The organism is Clostridium mediterraneense (assembly GCF_900091705.1).
Lineage (GTDB): Bacteria > Bacillota > Clostridia > Clostridiales > Clostridiaceae > Sarcina > Sarcina mediterraneense.
In genome coordinates this window covers 2,559,686-2,576,669 of sequence record NZ_LT594785.1, presented here as the reverse complement: position 1 = coordinate 2,576,669, position 16,984 = coordinate 2,559,686, and the positions used below count along the sequence as shown (strand labels likewise).

Here is a 16,984-nt window from a genome sequence, read left to right as displayed (position 1 = left end):
TAACAAGAGGCTTTGTATCTTGTGAATTTTATAAAGAGGTGATAGATATGAAAACTATTATTATAGAAGGAATGTCATGTGACAAATGTGTAAAGAGTGTAACAGCTGCTTTATCAGATGTTGAAGGAATAACAAATATGGAAATTACAGTTGGTAAGGCTGTAATAGAAGGAACTGCTTCAAACGAAGAATTAACAGAGGCTATTGAAGATTTTGGATTTGATGTTGTAGAAATACAAGAATAATCTATTGTAAAAGTATAGAGTTAATATATATATAATGTATAAATAAAATGAGTTTTGGCTCTCATTTTAAATTATGGGTCATAGAATAGAGAATATCTAGAAGATATTCTCTATTTTATTTTAATAATTATTAGAATATTTATAATATTAGTAATTTATTGATAATACGGAAAATTAATAATATTCAAATCTTATTAAAATTATTAAAGAAGTGTTGACAAAAATAGTGAAAATTTATATAATAAAAAAGTAGTATTCCGGAATAGCTCAATGGTGGAGCAATCGGCTGTTAACCGAGAGGTTGTGGGTTCGAGTCCCACTTCTGGAGCCATATTTTTAAACCCTTTATTAACTTAAGGATTTCCTTGGATCTATCTAAAAGTAGATAAGAAATTGTCTATTTTTATATAGCTCTTTTTTTTAAGTTTTTATATGTAATATATATGTATAAATGGAAAAATATTTGTTCATAGAAAATTAAATTAAAAAATAAAATAATTTTTGAATAAATATAGTCAGAATTTTTTAAAAAGGGTATAATATATATATACTCTAATAACTAATAAATTAAGAAATTAAATTTGAGAATATAATAAAAATGCGTAGTGTATATTCTATAAAGCAAATTAAAGAAGTCAGGGGGTTGTCTCGATAGAGGCAACCTTTTTGTTTTATATTTTTTATGGTTATAAATAACTTATATATAAATTTATAGTTAATGATAGAATGTTAAAAGGATTTTTATATAATAAGAATTAAGTTTTATAAAAAATAAAGGTGCTTTTTACTATATAAATTTCTTCATTTTGTTTTCTATAATATTTAAGTAATTTCAATAATATAATTTTATATAAGCAATTTTACTCTAAGGTTTGAAATTTATTATATTTTAAAAGTTTTATATTGTATAAACCTTTTAAGATTTTTAAGTTAATTAAATTTAAAAATGAAGGGTAGGTGAGTATTAAAGATTAAAATGTAAACCTTTTAATCTTTAAGTATTATATGAAGAATTATAGTATTGAAAATTTAAGGAATGTTGGTGTGATAGGTCATAGTGGTACAGGGAAGACAGCTCTAGTTGAAGCTTTATTGTATTATTCAGGAGAGATTGATAGGCTGGGAAAAGTAGAGGATGGTAGTACTGTTAGTGATTATGATTTAGAAGAGAAAAAGAGAAAAATTTCAATTAGTACATCAGTTTCATCTTTCAATTGGGATTTTACTAAAATAAATCTTATAGATACTCCAGGCTACTTTGATTTTGTTGGTGAAGCTATAGAAGGAATGAGAGCTTCTGATATAGCACTTATAGTTTGTTCAGGTTTTGGTAGTGTTGAAGTTGGAACAGAGAAAGCATGGGATTATTGTAATAATATAAAACTACCTAGAGCATTTTTTATAAATAAGTTAGATAGAGAAAATTCAAATTATGAGAAAAGCTTTATAGCTTTGAAAGAAGCTTTTGGTATGAGTGTTGTTCCAATACAATATCCAATAGGAAGTGAAGATAAGCTTGAAGGGATTATAAATATTATTACTGAAAAAGCAAGATTTTATAATCCTAAGACTAAGAGAATGGAAGAAGGAGAAATACCTGAAAGCTATAAAGAAAAAGTTAAAGATTATAAGCAGTTAGTTACTGAAGCAGTTGCTGAAACTGACGAAGAACTTTTAGAAAAGTATTTTGATAGTGGAGAGTTATCAGATATTGAATTATATAATGGGCTTGTAAATGGATGTTTATCAGGGAATATAGCACCTGTTATGTGTGGAAGTGCAACTGAACTCAAAGGAATTGAGACTTTAATTGAGGATATCGTTGAATGTTTCCCATCTCCTGAAAAAGCATTAGCTCAAAAAGCTAGAAAAATAGAAGGTGATGAGGAGAAAAGATTTACTATAAATTTAGATGATCCTTTTTCAGCTTTTGTTTTTAAGACAATAGCTGACCCGTTTGTTGGAAAGATTTCTATGTTTAAGGTTATTACAGGTTCAATTGAATCAGATACTACTATTATTAATGCAAATAAGGAGAAAAGTGAAAAAGTCAGTGGATTATTCTTTTTAAAAGGAAAAAATCAAATTCCTACAAAGAAAATTATCGCTGGTGATATAGGTGCAGTTAGTAAACTCCAGTATACAGGAACAGGAGATACATTATGTAGTTCAAACTTTGGATATAAATATAGTGGAATTAAGTTCCCAGAGCCTGTATTTTCTATGGCTGTTATTCCTAAAGCTAAGGGTGATGAAGAAAAAATATCACTTGGGCTTTCAAAAATTTTAGAGGAAGATCCAAGTTTTAAGACTGAAAGAGATGTTGAATATGCAGAAACACTTATTAAAGGTGTTGGAGAAACTCATTTAGATGTTATTGCTTCTAAACTTAAAAGTAAATTTGGTGTAGATGTAGAATTAAATCTTCCAAAGGTACCTTATAGAGAAACAATAAAGGGAAATTCACAAGTTCAAGGAAAGCATAAGAAACAATCAGGTGGACATGGTCAGTATGGAGATGTAAAAATTAAGTTTGAGCCAAGAAGTGATGGACAGGCTGAATTAGAGTTTGTTGATAAAATTGTTGGAGGTGTTGTTCCTAGAAATTATATACCAGCAGTTGAAAAAGGCTTAAAAGATGCTATGTTAAATGGGATTTTGGCAGGATATCCTGTAATAGGTGTTAAAGCTACATTATTTGATGGTTCATATCATCCAGTAGATTCTTCAGAAATGGCATTTAAAATGGCAGCATCTATTGCTTATAAGAAAGGTATTAAAGAGGCAAAGCCTATTTTACTTGAACCTGTAATGCATTTAGAAGTTATTGTACCTGATAATTATATGGGCGATATTATGGGAGATATTAATAAAAAGAGGGGAAGGGTTATTGGAATGGAGCCTTGTGATAAAAATCAAAAGATTATTGCAGAAGTTCCTATGGCTGAGCTTTTTAAATATGCAACAGATTTAAGGTCAATGACACAGGCAAGAGGTACCTTTAGATTATATTTTGAAAGATATGAAGAGGTTCCAGAAGTAGAGTTTAAGAAAATTATACAAGAAAAAGTAGATTAATTTTAGAAAATAGGGGGGAGTACTAAAGTATTCTCTCTTTTTTTAGTATAAATTATAAGAAAAGTGCATAAATTATAGCTATAGTATGAATAGAGGCGGAAGGTATATATAGTAAAGGAGGTTTTGTACCAGCAGAAAGCTCTGTGTGGTAGGTTTATTATGTGTAGTTACAGTATGGAGATAAAGGGGAATATTGGTCTAAGTGATTATAGTAATATATATGATTATATTAGTATTGTAGAGAAAAAAGATGATTTTTTAATATTGATAAAGAGTAAAGGTAAAGATGATGTAAATTTAATTTGTTCTATGCTTACAGATAATAATTTTAGTATAGATCATAAGAATTTTGATGATAAAGGTCATTGTACAATTAGAGCCTGTAAAATTTCTTGATTGATATAAAGACTTTAATAATAAACTTATTTTTAGTTGAATTAAAGTAAAATATCTTGTCCATAATTTTATATAAGTAATGAAATTATGGAGGGAGAAGAATGATAAATGTATATGTTGATGGAGGCCTTAAGAATAATATTATGTATATAGCGGTAACATCTAATTGTAAAGGCCTTTTTATGAAATATTCAGAAGAAATAGGTATTGGTAAAATTCATTATGCTGAGGAACGAGCTTTGGTACAAGCTGTTAGAATAATAAAATCTTTAACTATAGATGAGGAAGTTACTATTCATTGTGATTTAAAAAGTTTAGTAGATATAATAAAAAGTGAAGTTATAAGGTTTAAGACTTATAAAAATTATCCTGATGTAAAAGAACTTAAGGAATTTTTCCAAAATAAAAATTGTAAGATAAAATGGATTTCAGGAAGAAATAATCCAGCTCATCATTTGGTACAGGCTACTTACATAGGTAAGTTTGAAAATAGTATAGAAACAAAATTTGATAAAAATATTATTAAGTTTAATTCTAATGAAGATAAATATAGTGATGATATTTTAGATGATTTAAAAATTGTATAGAGTTTATTTGATTTAAAATAATACTAATTTTTATATTTTATATTTTAGAGAAAATAGAGTTTTAGTTTTTTATCAATTATAGTAAGGTACTTAAAAATGGAAAATTTTAAAATAGCATCCCACGACTTCGTCGTGGGATTTAATTTTATTAATAACTCTACAAATTAAAAGTATACTTTTAACTTATAAATTTAAAGATATTTTCTACTGTATAATTATTCTTTATTAATTAACTATCTTTTAGAATTTATATAATTCAATAACTATATATAGATTAAAGACTTTTCTTAGAAAAATATATATTTATTATAGAAACAGATACAATAATTATATATCCCAAAACAGATGAAATATCTGGAAGTTGAGCAAAAAATATAAAACCATAAATTGCAGCAAGAACAAGTCCTATAAAATCATAAACAGAAATTTCTGATGCAGGAGCATTTCTATAAGCAAGTGTTAAGAATATTTGTCCCAGTGTAAAGCAAATTCCTGCCCCTATTAAAAATAATAAGTTTAATCCGAAGAGATTAGAACTATTGTTAAATATGCTAACTGAAGTTGTAAGTGTTGCAATTCCGGTGAATGATAAAATTACTGTCCAAAAACTTTCCTTATCTCCTATACATCTTATCATTGTATAAGCAAGTCCAGAACTTAAAGCTGAAAATACTCCTATTAAAGCTGGAATAAAACTTAAATTAAAGCTAGGCTTTATTACAAGTAAACTACCAAGAAAAGCTAAGATTAATAAAATTCCCTGCTTCTTATTTATTCTTTCTTTAATTATTAAAAATGAAAAAATAATTGTGAAAAATGGTGCTAATTTAGTAATTATTGTAGAGTCGGAAAGTATTAGATATTGAAGAGAAGCGTAGTTTGTTATCATTGCTAAAGTTCCCATAACCCCACGAGTTAAAAGATATTTTAAGTTTTCTCTTTTACCTATAAATGATTCTTTACGTTTTATAAGAATTACCGAAACTATAATACTTGCAACAAGATTAGATATAAATGTTTTTTGATATGGATTTACCCCAGTTGTAAGCTTTGCAAGTAGATTCATAGTAGCAAATGAAAAACTTGAAAGTACCATAAAAAAGATTCCTGTAACTTTATTTTTTGTAGCTAACATAATTTTGCCTCCAAAATGTGCTAAAATTTTAATTAAAGAACAATTATAAACGCTACTAAAAAATATAGTCAAGGAAATTAAAAAATATAATAAATATAAGTATTTTAAACAAAATAAAAATAGAAAGAGTTGAGGTGATTTTATGAAAGCTGAGATATTAGCAATCGGAACAGAATTATTGCTTGGAGATATAGTAAATACTAATGCACAGTATTTATCAAAAGAACTCGCAAGTATTGGAGTTGAGGTGTATCACCAAGCTGTAGTTGGTGATAATGAACAAAGAATATTAGATGAATTTAAAAGAGCTTTTGAGAATTGTGATATAATAATTACTTCTGGTGGGCTTGGACCTACTGAAGATGATTTAACTAAAGAACTTGCAGCAAAGTTTTTTGATAAAGAGCTTGTACTACATGAAAAATCATTAAAAGCTTTAGATGAATATTTCAAAAGATTAAATAAAAAGCCTAGTGAAAATAATAAAAAACAAGTTTATTTCCCTAGTGATGCTGTAGTTTTTGATAATCCTAATGGAACAGCACCAGGAGCTGCTATAACTGGTAAGTTTAATAATGAAGATAAAGTAATAATAGTTTTACCAGGACCTCCAAAAGAAATGGAGCCTATGTTTGAGAATTTTGTTAAGCCATATCTTTTAGAAAAAACTGATTCAATTCTTAAATCAAAAGTTTTAAGATTATCAGGAATTGGTGAATCTTCAATGGAGCAAGCAATTAAAGATTTAATACAAAACCAAACTAATCCAACAATTGCACCCTATGCTAAACAAACTGATGTAATTTTAAGAATAACAGCTAAGGGAAAAGATGAAAAAGAATGTGATGATCTTATAAAACCATTAGAAGCTGAAATAAGAAAGAGATTTGGTGAAGATGTTTATGCTGAAGGTGAAACAAATATGGAAAGTGTTGTTTCACAAATGCTTATTGAAAAAAAATTAACAGTAAGTACAGCTGAATCATGTACTGGTGGACTTCTTGCTGGAACTTTAATTAATTATCCTGGAATTTCAGAAGTTTTCTTAGAAGGAGCAGTTACTTATAGTAATGAAGCTAAAATGAAAAGACTTGGAGTAAAGAAAGAAACTCTTGAAAAATTTGGGGCAGTAAGTAGGCAAACAGCAGAAGAAATGGCAAGTGGAATTGCTAGAGAAGCTGGAACTAATATAGGAATTTCAACAACTGGAATAGCAGGGCCAGATGGTGGAACAGATGAAAAGCCTGTTGGACTTGTTTATATTGGTTTATGCATAAATGGTGAGGTTAAATCAAAAGCTCTTAATCTATTTGGAAATAGAGAAGCTGTAAGAAGAAGAGCTGTACTTTCAGCCTTAGATTGGCTAAGAAGAGAGTTATTATAATTCAAAGTTAGAAATAACTTATAAATTTTAGTATATAGAAGTAAAAATAAATTTTTAAAATATAGATTAAGACAAGGCTTTACTTAATATTAAATATAAAAACAAAGGCAATCTTCGGGGAAGAGGTTCCCTTTGAAGATTGCCATAAAAAATAAAATGGGGGAGAGGCTATTATAAGATTGAAGCTTATTGCCTCAGTAATAAGTATGACCTAAGTTAAATACTTTTATACATAAAATAAAATATTTTTTTATTTGTTTTTTAATTTATAATCAAAGTGAAAAATAAACTTAAGTATAACAATGTAAGAGATTTTTGCTTTTGTCTTTTTATTTTAATCTTATATTTAATTTTCATATGTTTACATTGTAGAAAACTTTATTTAAAATATAATAAAGTTACTTAATGTTTTGTAGGTAACTTAACTATTTATAAGTAAGGGAGATAGATCTTATGGAAGTAAAGAAATGTGTTTCAATGACAAAAGAAAACTTAAATGAAGATACAATAAATTGTGCATTAAAAACATTAACAGGTAAGTGGAAGCTAAGAATAATATGGGAAATAGCTGCAAGAGAATCTATAAGATTTAATGAACTTGAAAGAAGTTTAGAAGGTATTTCTAGCTTAGTTTTAACTAGAAGACTCAAAGAACTTGTTGATTATAAAATAGTAGAAAGAAAGCAATTTAATGAGATACCACCACATGTAGAATATTCAATAACAAAGTTTGGAGAAAGTTTATGTCCAATATTACATATGTTAGAAAGTTTAGGGAAAGAAATAGAAGCACAAAAATAGATGCCTAATTTAAGACATCTATTTTTTTATTTATAATAGAATAATAATCTTTTATTAGTTAAAGTAAGAATACTAGGTCTAAATACATTTCTATAGATGAATATATGCATAGAACATTTTAATGAAGCTAATATTTTTTCATCATTATCTAGTAAATCATTTATTTTATTTGCTGAATTAATCATAAATTCGCCCTATATCTTAAATTATTTTATTTAGTTTCTTTAAAGGTTACTAAATATATAATGTACTAATAGAAAAAGATTCTATATATCTAATTAGATATAGAAAAATATATAATATATAATAAATGTAAAGTAACTGGCTGAAAAAATATAAAAAAAGAGCTGTCTCTTCGAGACAGCTCTTTTGAAATAAAATGGGGGAGAGACTGGAGTAAGATTTACTAATCAGCCTCATTAATAAGTATTACCAAAAATTAAATTTATATAACATAATAAAAAATTAATTTTAAAGGAATAATAAATGTTCTAATTACAAATGTAAATTTATAGAATATAATATGTGAATTTATTGACTACTATATTCAATTTAAGGTATATTTTAGAAAGGAAACAAATTAATTTAGTGGGGGACTAAAATGAAAGCTACAAAACCAATTCAAAGAGCTAATAGATATTTTTTAGCAATAATTTTAATATCTACATTTGCACCAATGGCTCTAGGTAATTTATTTGCAAAATTAAATCTATCAATGCCAGTTAATCTTATTTTAACTCATTTTCTATTTTTCATAATACCCGCAATTATATATATACTAATTACTAAACAAAGCTTTAAAGAAGTTTTAAGATTAAATAAAATAGGAATAAAAGAAGTTATTATAGCAATAGCTATAGCTTTTCTTGCACAGCCTGTAATGTCATTTTTTGCTTACATAGCATCATTTTTCTTTACTAATGATGTTTCAGTAATGCTTGAAACATTAAATTCTGCACCACTTTGGCTAATGATATTAATGATAGGGGTAACACCTGCTATTAGTGAAGAAATTACAGTAAGAGGAATAATATTATCAGGATTTAACTTTAAAAACAAGCATGTTGCAGCAATAATGTCAGGACTTATGTTTGGAATACTTCATATGAATCCACATCAATTTATGTATGCCTTTGTTATGGGAATAATTTTTGCTTATATGGTAAGAGCTGCAAACAGCATATATGTTAGTATGATAGCCCATTTTACTATAAATACTACTCAACTATTACTTCAAAGAATATTACTTAAAGCACAAGAACATCTTCCAGCAACTGAAACTCAAGTACAAACACAAGATGCAATGGAAATGTTAAATTCAATATCATTAGGTGTTAAGTTAACTTCTATTGTTGTTTTTGGAGGAATAGTACTTATTATAGTCTTTATTATTATGAAACTTTTAAAGGTATTAGAAGAGTCAAGAAAGAAAAGAGTAAGGTTAGAACTTGAAAAGAATACAAGAGATGGAGTTGTATCAATTCAAAAAATAGAATCAGTTTTAGGTACAAGCCATAATAATATTTATGAAAGACAATATGGTTTCTCAAGAGCAGAATTAGAACAAGAAAAGATAATAACTATTTCGTTTATTGCTTCAATATTAATTTTTATATGGTTTATGATTAGAATAATCAGCATGTAGTTAAAGAGCTATCTTAATTAAAGATAGCTCTTTTAATTTAAATTACTTTATAACAAATTTAAATCCATTGATAGTATTTCTATATTCAATAGTAGGATTTGTAAAAAATTGATTTAAATATTCATCTACTAAAATAGTAATTCCTCTATCAGTATAAACAAAATCTGTATCCTTTTTAGAATCTATTTTAATTTCCCAACACATACCCCTACAAGTATTTCCTGTGTTTGTAACTCTAATTGTTTTGATATCTGATGACTTAAGCATTTTTTCTATTTGTTCTAAAGCACTATCAGTAATTTTAAACATAATCTTACCCCCTAAAAGTATTTTCTATTTTATTATATATCAGACAAAAATTAATTATAGAGTATATATATTTAGTAGTATAAACTTTACATATAAATAATTTATTAATCTTATATATTTAGTATCGAATTTTATTAGTTATAATATAATAGTTATTGCTGAATAAGTAGGATATATAAAACATTTTTTATTAAAAGAAAAAATATACTTAAATTGATATGATTTTAAGTTATAATAAGGTTTAGAGAATATATAAGGCGGTGCTAAAATGGAAAATCAAACTGTAAGAAAAAGAACTCAAAGTAGAACTTCAAAGAAGAGAAAAGCTAAAAGAGATGAAAGTATGGCATGGGCTAATATTGTAGCTATTTTAGTATTATCAGGAATTATTTATTTACTTGGAATGTTTATAAATTTCTAAGATTAATTTAGATAGATTTAAAATAATAAACTGATGATTATAGAGTGATTAATATTTAAGAAAATATGGAGGAAATAAATGAGCGTTTTACATGTACAAAACATGAGTCATGGCTTTGGAGATAGAGCAATTTTTGAAGATGTTTCTTTTAGATTATTAAAAGGAGAACATGTTGGTTTAATTGGAGCTAATGGTGAAGGTAAGTCAACATTCATGAATATAATAACTTCTAAGTTAATGCCAGATGAGGGGAAAATAACTTGGAGTAATAAAGTTAGAGTTGGATATATGGATCAACATGCCCAACTTTCAAAAGGACAAACAATAAGAGATGTATTAAGAGATGCATTTAAATATCTATTTGATATGGAAGCTGAAATGAATGAGCTTTATGGTAGAATGGGTGAAATGGATGAAGATGAAATGGCTAAAGCTTTAGAAAGAACAGCTGTAATCCAAGACACTCTTGATAATAATGGTTTTTATGTTATAGATCCTAAGGTTGAAGAAGTAGCAGCTGGACTTGGACTTAAAGATATTGGTCTAGAAAAAGATGTTACAGATCTTAGTGGTGGACAAAGAACTAAGGTACTTCTTGCTAAGTTACTTTTAGAAACTCCAGATATTTTACTTCTTGATGAGCCTACAAACTATCTGGATGAAGAACATATAGAATGGTTAAAAAGATTCTTACAAAATTACGATAATGCATTTATACTTATCTCACATGATATACCATTCCTTAATAGTGTAATTAATGTTATATATCATGTTGAGAATAGAGGACTTACAAGATATACTGGTGATTATGATAACTTCATGAGAGTTTATGAAGCTAATAAAAAGCAATTAGAGGCTGCTTATGAAAGACAACAAAAAGAAATAGCAAAACTTGAAGACTTTGTTGCTAGAAATAAAGCAAGAGTTGCAACAACTGGAATGGCTAAATCAAGACAAAAGAAACTTGATAAAATGGATAGAATAGAACTTGCTGAAGAAAAACCAAAACCAGTGTTTAACTTCAAAAAAGGTAAAACTCCAGGAAAACTTATATTTGAAACTAAAGATTTAGTAATTGGATATAATGAACCTTTAACAAAGCCACTAAACATAACAATGGAAAGAGGTCAAAAAGTAGCTCTTGTTGGATCAAATGGACTTGGGAAAACAACATTACTAAAAAGTTTAATGGGACTTATAAAGCCTTTAAGTGGTGAAGTAGAACTTGGTTACCATCAAGAAATAGGCTACTTTGAACAAGAAATAAAAGAAGCTAACTATAAAACATGTATCGAAGAAATATGGGAAGAGTTCCCTTCATACACTCAATATGAAGTTAGGTCAGCACTTGCTAAATGTGGACTAATGACAAAACATATCGAAAGTGCAGTAGCAGTATTAAGTGGGGGAGAACAAGCTAAGGTAAGATTATGTAAACTTATAAATAGAGAAACTAACATACTTATACTTGATGAGCCTACAAACCATCTTGATGTTGAAGCAAAAGAAGAATTAAAGAGAGCTTTAAAAGAATATAAAGGAACAATACTTCTTGTATGTCACGAACCTGAGTTTTATAAGGATGTTGTAACTGATATATGGAATTGTGAAGAATGGACAACTAAAATTGTTTAATATATTAAAAAAAGGGACTGTCTCAAAGTGGAATTAGATTCCATCTTTAGAGGCAATCCCTTTTTTTGCGTTTAAACGACTTTTTATAGATTTTGTTTAAAATATAAGTATGCAAAAAACAAACAAAACCTATGATATAAATTTAACCATAAATACAGAAAATATTCTAGAAAAAAATTGTATGGTGAGGACGCTAAATTACTTTATAGATAATTTAAAAATAAGNGCCTGAAGCACAAGCCAATAAAACACAACAGGATGTTGCTAATAATTTAAATACATCAAGTAGTAATAGTGATGTAAAATCTAGTGTAGATAGTAATAGTGCTAATAATAGTAAAGGAAGTAGTAGTACTACAGAAAATACTGATAGTAAAAAAGTAATATCTACAAAAACTTCAAATAATAGCATAAAAAATCAAGGCTCTTTAAGCTTTGATTTACAACCAAAGAATTCACAATCAAATGTTAAAGCAACACCACTTACAAGTGCAGAGCTTTCTAAGTTTATAGGAACTTGGACTGTAGGAAAAGCTGTAGGATATAATGGTGGAGGTTCAGCTTATGGCTTTGAGGGGATTAAGAATCTTCCAGGAAAACAATTTACTATAAGTGAACATTCTATAGATTATTTTGGGACAAAATATAATATTACAAATTATTATATGACAAAACAAAGTCCGTGTAATCCTGCATATGGAAATCCAGGGTTAACTGGAGCTGTACCAGGTAATCCTTTAGGTCTTGAAGATGGATATCTTACTTTACTATCAGCATCAACTAGTTCAGAAGATCCTAGTATAGCTAGTCTTAATAATATGGATTCTTCTAGTATTCCAGTATCATTTTTAGTAGTTGGGAACAATTTATTAGTTAATGATGCAGGAGCATTATTTATAGCTACAAGAAATTAAAAGTAATAAAAATCGGTATGTACAAATTTGTATATACTGATTTCTTTATTCTATAAGTTTTATATAATAAGAAATTTATGTATAAACTTAGAGTATAGTTTATATAGCTCTAAGTTAGCTTTTAGGATATTATTTTTTATGTCTGAATAAGAGTTTAATATTATTTCCTAAAATAGCTAAAGGAGTATTAGGGAATAATTTTCCTGAAATAAATATAGCGATAATCACAATAATTATAGCTAAGATATCTTTATAATCCATAATTTTCACCACCAAAATAATTTTAGATTAGTAAATTAACTAACAATATATGTAAATTATAACTTGATATATAAATAAAAACCATTATAAATAATAATGTTTATAATGGTTTTTATAATAATTATTTTAGCCTCTTGGAGCATACATAATAATTAAAACTCCTATTAGTGCAACAAAAGCTCCGATTAAATCAAATTTATCAGGAATTATATTATCAAATTTCCATCCCCATAAAAGTGATAGAACAATGAAAATACCACCATATGCAGCATACACTTTACTAAAATTATCAGTTTGAGGTTGTAATGTAGGTACAACTCCATAAATTATTAATAAAAGAGTACCTAAGAGTCCATACCAAAGGCTTTTTCCTTCATGTAACCACAGCCAAATAAGATATCCTCCACCTATTTCAAAGATACCTGCTATTATAAAATAATGATTTTATTATTTGCATAGATAAATCTCCTTATATTTTTATACTTATGTAGTTTAACATAAAGACTTATAATTTTTAAATATAGGTACAAAAAGGTATAAAATAGTAAAAAAATAGAATGACTTTTAAATTTTCTGAATAGTTATAAATTAATATAAATAAAAATAGGTGTGATTTTATGAATAAAAAAATATTTTTTATAATATTAGCAAGTAATATACTAGTAGTAATGTTTATATTATATTTTGTAAGCTCTCAAGAAAAATGTGTATTTAGTGCTAAAAATGATATGTGGGATTGTAATTATACTTTAACTAGAGTAGAGAAGAAAAAAGTAAAGTGTAAGTTAGAAGCTAAATATTTAGGAGATTTAAAGGAACTTGCTAGTTATAAAAAAATAAAAATAGTAAAAAAAGTGGGGGATAAGAAAAATATATTAATTTCTGATATAAAGGCAGGAGAATGTCAAGGACTATTTACATTAAAAAGTCTTTATAAAGAGAGTGATATTGAAAATGAAATAAAAGATAAAAAAATAATTGTAGATATTCAGTTAGGAGATAGTGATAAGACTAGTGTTGAACTTGTTAATAAAGAAAAATAAAAAGGTACGTTCTTTAACGTACCTAAAATATAAAAAATTAATTTTCGTAATCAAAAGTAAAGTTATAGCTAATATTAACAAAATCTTTATTAGCTAGATTTACATCTTTTAATGGAATAGTAAGTAAAACTCTAACCCCATTAAGAGCTTTTAATGGTTTTTCTATAGGAATACTAGGAAATAGTTCTTTAGTAACTACTGCACCATTAGCATCCTTTAAAGTTAGATTGAAATTTTTTATGGATTTAATATCTTTTGAAGTAGTATTTAATAGATAAGAGTCTATAACTAAATTATTATTATTTGTACTTATTGTATTAACTATTAGATTTAAGTTGTCAGCCTGGGTACTAAAGTTTGAGTTCGTATATAAAATATCTTTTTTTTTACTTGAATCAGCTTTAGCTATAATAGAATATACAGAAATAAGTAAAAAGCTTACTAATAGTGTTATAGCAATATTTTTAAATATTTTCATAACTATTTAACCTCCTAAATTTTCATATATTGCTATTATGGCTTATAGTTGAGTTTTTTATGTAAGAGTAGGAATTTTAGTGTAAGAAATTTATATTAAGTAAAAAAAGGGACTGTCTCAAAGTGGAATTAGATTCCATCTTTAGAGGCAATCCCTTTTTTTGCGTTTAAACGACTTTTTATAGATTTTGTTTAAAATATAAGTATGCAAAAAACAAACAAAACCTATGATATAAATTTAACCATAAATACAGAAAATATTCTAGAAAAAAATTGTATGGTGAGGACGCTAAATTACTTTATAGATAATTTAAAAATAAGAAAGGATTTAAGTAATCTCTACAAAAAAGGTAGAAATCCAGCGGTAGAACCAATTACTATGCTAAAATTAATAGTTTATGCTTACATAAAAGGGATATATTGATGATTATTTATATTGCTTATTAATTTTANAAGAATCTTCCAGGAAAACAATTTACTATAAGTGAACATTCTATAGATTATTTTGGGACAAAATATAATATTACAAATTATTATATGACAAAACAAAGTCCGTGTAATCCTGCATATGGAAATCCAGGGTTAACTGGAGCTGTACCAGGTAATCCTTTAGGTCTTGAAGATGGATATCTTACTTTACTATCAGCATCAACTAGTTCAGAAGATCCTAGTATAGCTAGTCTTAATAATATGGATTCTTCTAGTATTCCAGTATCATTTTTAGTAGTTGGGAACAATTTATTAGTTAATGATGCAGGAGCATTATTTATAGCTACAAGAAATTAAAAGTAATAAAAATCGGTATGTACAAATTTGTATATACTGATTTCTTTATTCTATAAGTTTTATATAATAAGAAATTTATGTATAAACTTAGAGTATAGTTTATATAGCTCTAAGTTAGCTTTTAGGATATTATTTTTTATGTCTGAATAAGAGTTTAATATTATTTCCTAAAATAGCTAAAGGAGTATTAGGGAATAATTTTCCTGAAATAAATATAGCGATAATCACAATAATTATAGCTAAGATATCTTTATAATCCATAATTTTCACCACCAAAATAATTTTAGATTAGTAAATTAACTAACAATATATGTAAATTATAACTTGATATATAAATAAAAACCATTATAAATAATAATGTTTATAATGGTTTTTATAATAATTATTTTAGCCTCTTGGAGCATACATAATAATTAAAACTCCTATTAGTGCAACAAAAGCTCCGATTAAATCAAATTTATCAGGAATTATATTATCAAATTTCCATCCCCATAAAAGTGATAGAACAATGAAAATACCACCATATGCAGCATACACTTTACTAAAATTATCAGTTTGAGGTTGTAATGTAGGTACAACTCCATAAATTATTAATAAAAGAGTACCTAAGAGTCCATACCAAAGGCTTTTTCCTTCATGTAACCACAGCCAAATAAGATATCCTCCACCTATTTCAAAGATACCTGCTATTATAAAATAATGATTTTATTATTTGCATAGATAAATCTCCTTATATTTTTATACTTATGTAGTTTAACATAAAGACTTATAATTTTTAAATATAGGTACAAAAAGGTATAAAATAGTAAAAAAATAGAATGACTTTTAAATTTTCTGAATAGTTATAAATTAATATAAATAAAAATAGGTGTGATTTTATGAATAAAAAAATATTTTTTATAATATTAGCAAGTAATATACTAGTAGTAATGTTTATATTATATTTTGTAAGCTCTCAAGAAAAATGTGTATTTAGTGCTAAAAATGATATGTGGGATTGTAATTATACTTTAACTAGAGTAGAGAAGAAAAAAGTAAAGTGTAAGTTAGAAGCTAAATATTTAGGAGATTTAAAGGAACTTGCTAGTTATAAAAAAATAAAAATAGTAAAAAAAGTGGGGGATAAGAAAAATATATTAATTTCTGATATAAAGGCAGGAGAATGTCAAGGACTATTTACATTAAAAAGTCTTTATAAAGAGAGTGATATTGAAAATGAAATAAAAGATAAAAAAATAATTGTAGATATTCAGTTAGGAGATAGTGATAAGACTAGTGTTGAACTTGTTAATAAAGAAAAATAAAAAGGTACGTTCTTTAACGTACCTAAAATATAAAAAATTAATTTTCGTAATCAAAAGTAAAGTTATAGCTAATATTAACAAAATCTTTATTAGCTAGATTTACATCTTTTAATGGAATAGTAAGTAAAACTCTAACCCCATTAAGAGCTTTTAATGGTTTTTCTATAGGAATACTAGGAAATAGTTCTTTAGTAACTACTGCACCATTAGCATCCTTTAAAGTTAGATTGAAATTTTTTATGGATTTAATATCTTTTGAAGTAGTATTTAATAGATAAGAGTCTATAACTAAATTATTATTATTTGTACTTATTGTATTAACTATTAGATTTAAGTTGTCAGCCTGGGTACTAAAGTTTGAGTTCGTATATAAAATATCTTTTTTTTTACTTGAATCAGCTTTAGCTATAATAGAATATACAGAAATAAGTAAAAAGCTTACTAATAGTGTTATAGCAATATTTTTAAATATTTTCATAACTATTTAACCTCCTAAATTTTCATATATTGCTATTATGGCTTATAGTTGAGTTTTTTATGTAAGAGTAGGAATTTTAGTGTAA

Annotated in this window: 23 protein-coding genes and 1 tRNA gene; 15 read left to right on the top strand and 9 right to left on the bottom strand. The window is 26.3% G+C overall.

Annotated features, from left to right (window positions below; all coding sequences use genetic code 11):
• Positions 1 to 47: 47 nt before the first annotated feature.
• The 5 genes from BN8917_RS13765 (at position 48) to BN8917_RS13745 (ending at position 4,306) form a co-directional block, all read left to right on the top strand.
• A complete protein-coding gene (locus BN8917_RS13765) occupies positions 48 to 245 on the top strand; it encodes a heavy-metal-associated domain-containing protein (RefSeq protein WP_066875302.1) in 198 nt (65 codons plus the stop codon).
• Between the two features lie 256 nt (positions 246 to 501).
• Positions 502 to 576: transfer RNA gene (locus BN8917_RS13760), tRNA-Asn, on the top strand.
• Positions 577 to 1,250: 674 nt separating this feature from the next.
• Positions 1,251 to 3,323: an elongation factor G gene (gene fusA, locus BN8917_RS13755; protein WP_066875300.1), complete on the top strand. Its 2,073-nt coding sequence runs from the start codon at positions 1,251 to 1,253 to the stop codon at positions 3,321 to 3,323.
• A gap of 174 nt (positions 3,324 to 3,497) precedes the next feature.
• Positions 3,498 to 3,719, top strand: coding sequence for a hypothetical protein (locus BN8917_RS13750; protein WP_321220965.1), 222 nt, complete (start codon positions 3,498 to 3,500; stop codon positions 3,717 to 3,719).
• Between the two features lie 101 nt (positions 3,720 to 3,820).
• Positions 3,821 to 4,306: a reverse transcriptase-like protein gene (locus BN8917_RS13745; RefSeq protein WP_066875296.1), complete on the top strand. Its 486-nt coding sequence runs from the start codon at positions 3,821 to 3,823 to the stop codon at positions 4,304 to 4,306.
• Between the two features lie 274 nt (positions 4,307 to 4,580).
• Here BN8917_RS13745 and BN8917_RS13740 read toward each other — a convergent pair whose 3' ends face one another.
• Positions 4,581 to 5,441: a DMT family transporter gene (locus BN8917_RS13740; protein ID WP_066875294.1), complete on the bottom strand. Its 861-nt coding sequence runs from the start codon at positions 5,439 to 5,441 to the stop codon at positions 4,581 to 4,583.
• A gap of 142 nt (positions 5,442 to 5,583) precedes the next feature.
• Here BN8917_RS13740 and BN8917_RS13735 point away from each other — a divergent pair, with 142 nt between their 5' ends.
• The gene (locus BN8917_RS13735; protein ID WP_066875292.1) at positions 5,584 to 6,825 is read left to right on the top strand and encodes a competence/damage-inducible protein A; all 1,242 of its coding nucleotides are present in this window, start codon (positions 5,584 to 5,586) and stop codon (positions 6,823 to 6,825) included.
• 453 nt (positions 6,826 to 7,278) lie between these two features.
• Complete coding sequence (locus BN8917_RS13730) at positions 7,279 to 7,626, top strand: winged helix-turn-helix transcriptional regulator (RefSeq protein ID WP_407641396.1); 348 nt, start codon at positions 7,279 to 7,281, stop codon at positions 7,624 to 7,626.
• Positions 7,627 to 7,652: 26 nt separating this feature from the next.
• Here BN8917_RS13730 and BN8917_RS14475 read toward each other — a convergent pair whose 3' ends face one another.
• Positions 7,653 to 7,811 carry a hypothetical protein gene (locus BN8917_RS14475; protein ID WP_159426759.1) on the bottom strand — a complete coding sequence of 53 codons (159 nt, stop codon included), beginning with the start codon at positions 7,809 to 7,811 and terminating at the stop codon, positions 7,653 to 7,655.
• A 416-nt stretch (positions 7,812 to 8,227) separates the two neighbouring features.
• On the opposite strand from BN8917_RS14475, the gene BN8917_RS13725 reads away from it, so the two are divergent.
• Complete coding sequence (locus BN8917_RS13725; protein WP_066875291.1) at positions 8,228 to 9,271, top strand: CPBP family intramembrane glutamic endopeptidase; 1,044 nt, start codon at positions 8,228 to 8,230, stop codon at positions 9,269 to 9,271.
• Positions 9,272 to 9,313: 42 nt separating this feature from the next.
• Here the strand turns inward: BN8917_RS13725 and BN8917_RS13720 are convergent, their stop codons facing one another.
• The gene (locus tag BN8917_RS13720; RefSeq protein WP_066875289.1) at positions 9,314 to 9,580 is read right to left on the bottom strand and encodes an iron-sulfur cluster biosynthesis family protein; all 267 of its coding nucleotides are present in this window, start codon (positions 9,578 to 9,580) and stop codon (positions 9,314 to 9,316) included.
• A gap of 268 nt (positions 9,581 to 9,848) precedes the next feature.
• Here BN8917_RS13720 and BN8917_RS14470 point away from each other — a divergent pair, with 268 nt between their 5' ends.
• The 3 genes from BN8917_RS14470 (at position 9,849) to BN8917_RS13710 (ending at position 12,550) form a co-directional block, all read left to right on the top strand.
• On the top strand, positions 9,849 to 10,001 hold the full coding sequence (locus BN8917_RS14470) for a hypothetical protein (protein ID WP_159426758.1): 153 nt from the start codon (positions 9,849 to 9,851) through the stop codon (positions 9,999 to 10,001).
• A gap of 78 nt (positions 10,002 to 10,079) precedes the next feature.
• Positions 10,080 to 11,636 carry an ABC-F family ATP-binding cassette domain-containing protein gene (locus BN8917_RS13715; RefSeq protein WP_066875286.1) on the top strand — a complete coding sequence of 519 codons (1,557 nt, stop codon included), beginning with the start codon at positions 10,080 to 10,082 and terminating at the stop codon, positions 11,634 to 11,636.
• Between the two features lie 665 nt (positions 11,637 to 12,301).
• Complete coding sequence (locus BN8917_RS13710) at positions 12,302 to 12,550, top strand: hypothetical protein (protein ID WP_066875285.1); 249 nt, start codon at positions 12,302 to 12,304, stop codon at positions 12,548 to 12,550.
• Positions 12,551 to 12,679: 129 nt separating this feature from the next.
• Here BN8917_RS13710 and BN8917_RS14725 read toward each other — a convergent pair whose 3' ends face one another.
• Positions 12,680 to 12,811 carry a hypothetical protein gene (locus BN8917_RS14725; protein WP_265327635.1) on the bottom strand — a complete coding sequence of 44 codons (132 nt, stop codon included), beginning with the start codon at positions 12,809 to 12,811 and terminating at the stop codon, positions 12,680 to 12,682.
• Positions 12,812 to 12,937: 126 nt separating this feature from the next.
• Complete coding sequence (locus BN8917_RS14110) at positions 12,938 to 13,243, bottom strand: YnfA family protein (RefSeq protein WP_084748530.1); 306 nt, start codon at positions 13,241 to 13,243, stop codon at positions 12,938 to 12,940.
• 185 nt (positions 13,244 to 13,428) lie between these two features.
• Between BN8917_RS14110 and BN8917_RS13705 the strand changes: the two genes are divergently transcribed.
• Positions 13,429 to 13,854 (top strand): hypothetical protein, encoded by a 426-nt coding sequence (locus BN8917_RS13705; RefSeq protein WP_066872576.1) that lies wholly within the window; start codon positions 13,429 to 13,431, stop codon positions 13,852 to 13,854.
• 37 nt (positions 13,855 to 13,891) lie between these two features.
• Here the strand turns inward: BN8917_RS13705 and BN8917_RS13700 are convergent, their stop codons facing one another.
• Complete coding sequence (locus tag BN8917_RS13700; RefSeq protein WP_066872579.1) at positions 13,892 to 14,332, bottom strand: hypothetical protein; 441 nt, start codon at positions 14,330 to 14,332, stop codon at positions 13,892 to 13,894.
• 204 nt (positions 14,333 to 14,536) lie between these two features.
• Here BN8917_RS13700 and BN8917_RS14575 point away from each other — a divergent pair, with 204 nt between their 5' ends.
• Together BN8917_RS14575 and BN8917_RS13695 are read left to right on the top strand one after the other, a co-directional pair.
• A complete protein-coding gene (locus BN8917_RS14575) occupies positions 14,537 to 14,755 on the top strand; it encodes a transposase (RefSeq protein ID WP_207644775.1) in 219 nt (72 codons plus the stop codon).
• A gap of 113 nt (positions 14,756 to 14,868) precedes the next feature.
• Positions 14,869 to 15,117 carry a hypothetical protein gene (locus tag BN8917_RS13695; protein ID WP_066875285.1) on the top strand — a complete coding sequence of 83 codons (249 nt, stop codon included), beginning with the start codon at positions 14,869 to 14,871 and terminating at the stop codon, positions 15,115 to 15,117.
• Between the two features lie 129 nt (positions 15,118 to 15,246).
• Here the strand turns inward: BN8917_RS13695 and BN8917_RS14720 are convergent, their stop codons facing one another.
• A complete protein-coding gene (locus BN8917_RS14720) occupies positions 15,247 to 15,378 on the bottom strand; it encodes a hypothetical protein (RefSeq protein WP_265327635.1) in 132 nt (43 codons plus the stop codon).
• A gap of 126 nt (positions 15,379 to 15,504) precedes the next feature.
• Positions 15,505 to 15,810, bottom strand: a complete 306-nt coding sequence (locus tag BN8917_RS14105; protein ID WP_084748530.1) for a YnfA family protein — start codon at positions 15,808 to 15,810, stop codon at positions 15,505 to 15,507.
• Between the two features lie 185 nt (positions 15,811 to 15,995).
• On the opposite strand from BN8917_RS14105, the gene BN8917_RS13690 reads away from it, so the two are divergent.
• Positions 15,996 to 16,421: a hypothetical protein gene (locus BN8917_RS13690; RefSeq protein ID WP_066872576.1), complete on the top strand. Its 426-nt coding sequence runs from the start codon at positions 15,996 to 15,998 to the stop codon at positions 16,419 to 16,421.
• A 37-nt stretch (positions 16,422 to 16,458) separates the two neighbouring features.
• On the opposite strand, the gene BN8917_RS13685 is transcribed toward BN8917_RS13690, so the two are convergent.
• A complete protein-coding gene (locus BN8917_RS13685; protein WP_066872579.1) occupies positions 16,459 to 16,899 on the bottom strand; it encodes a hypothetical protein in 441 nt (146 codons plus the stop codon).
• Positions 16,900 to 16,984: the final 85 nt, after the last annotated feature.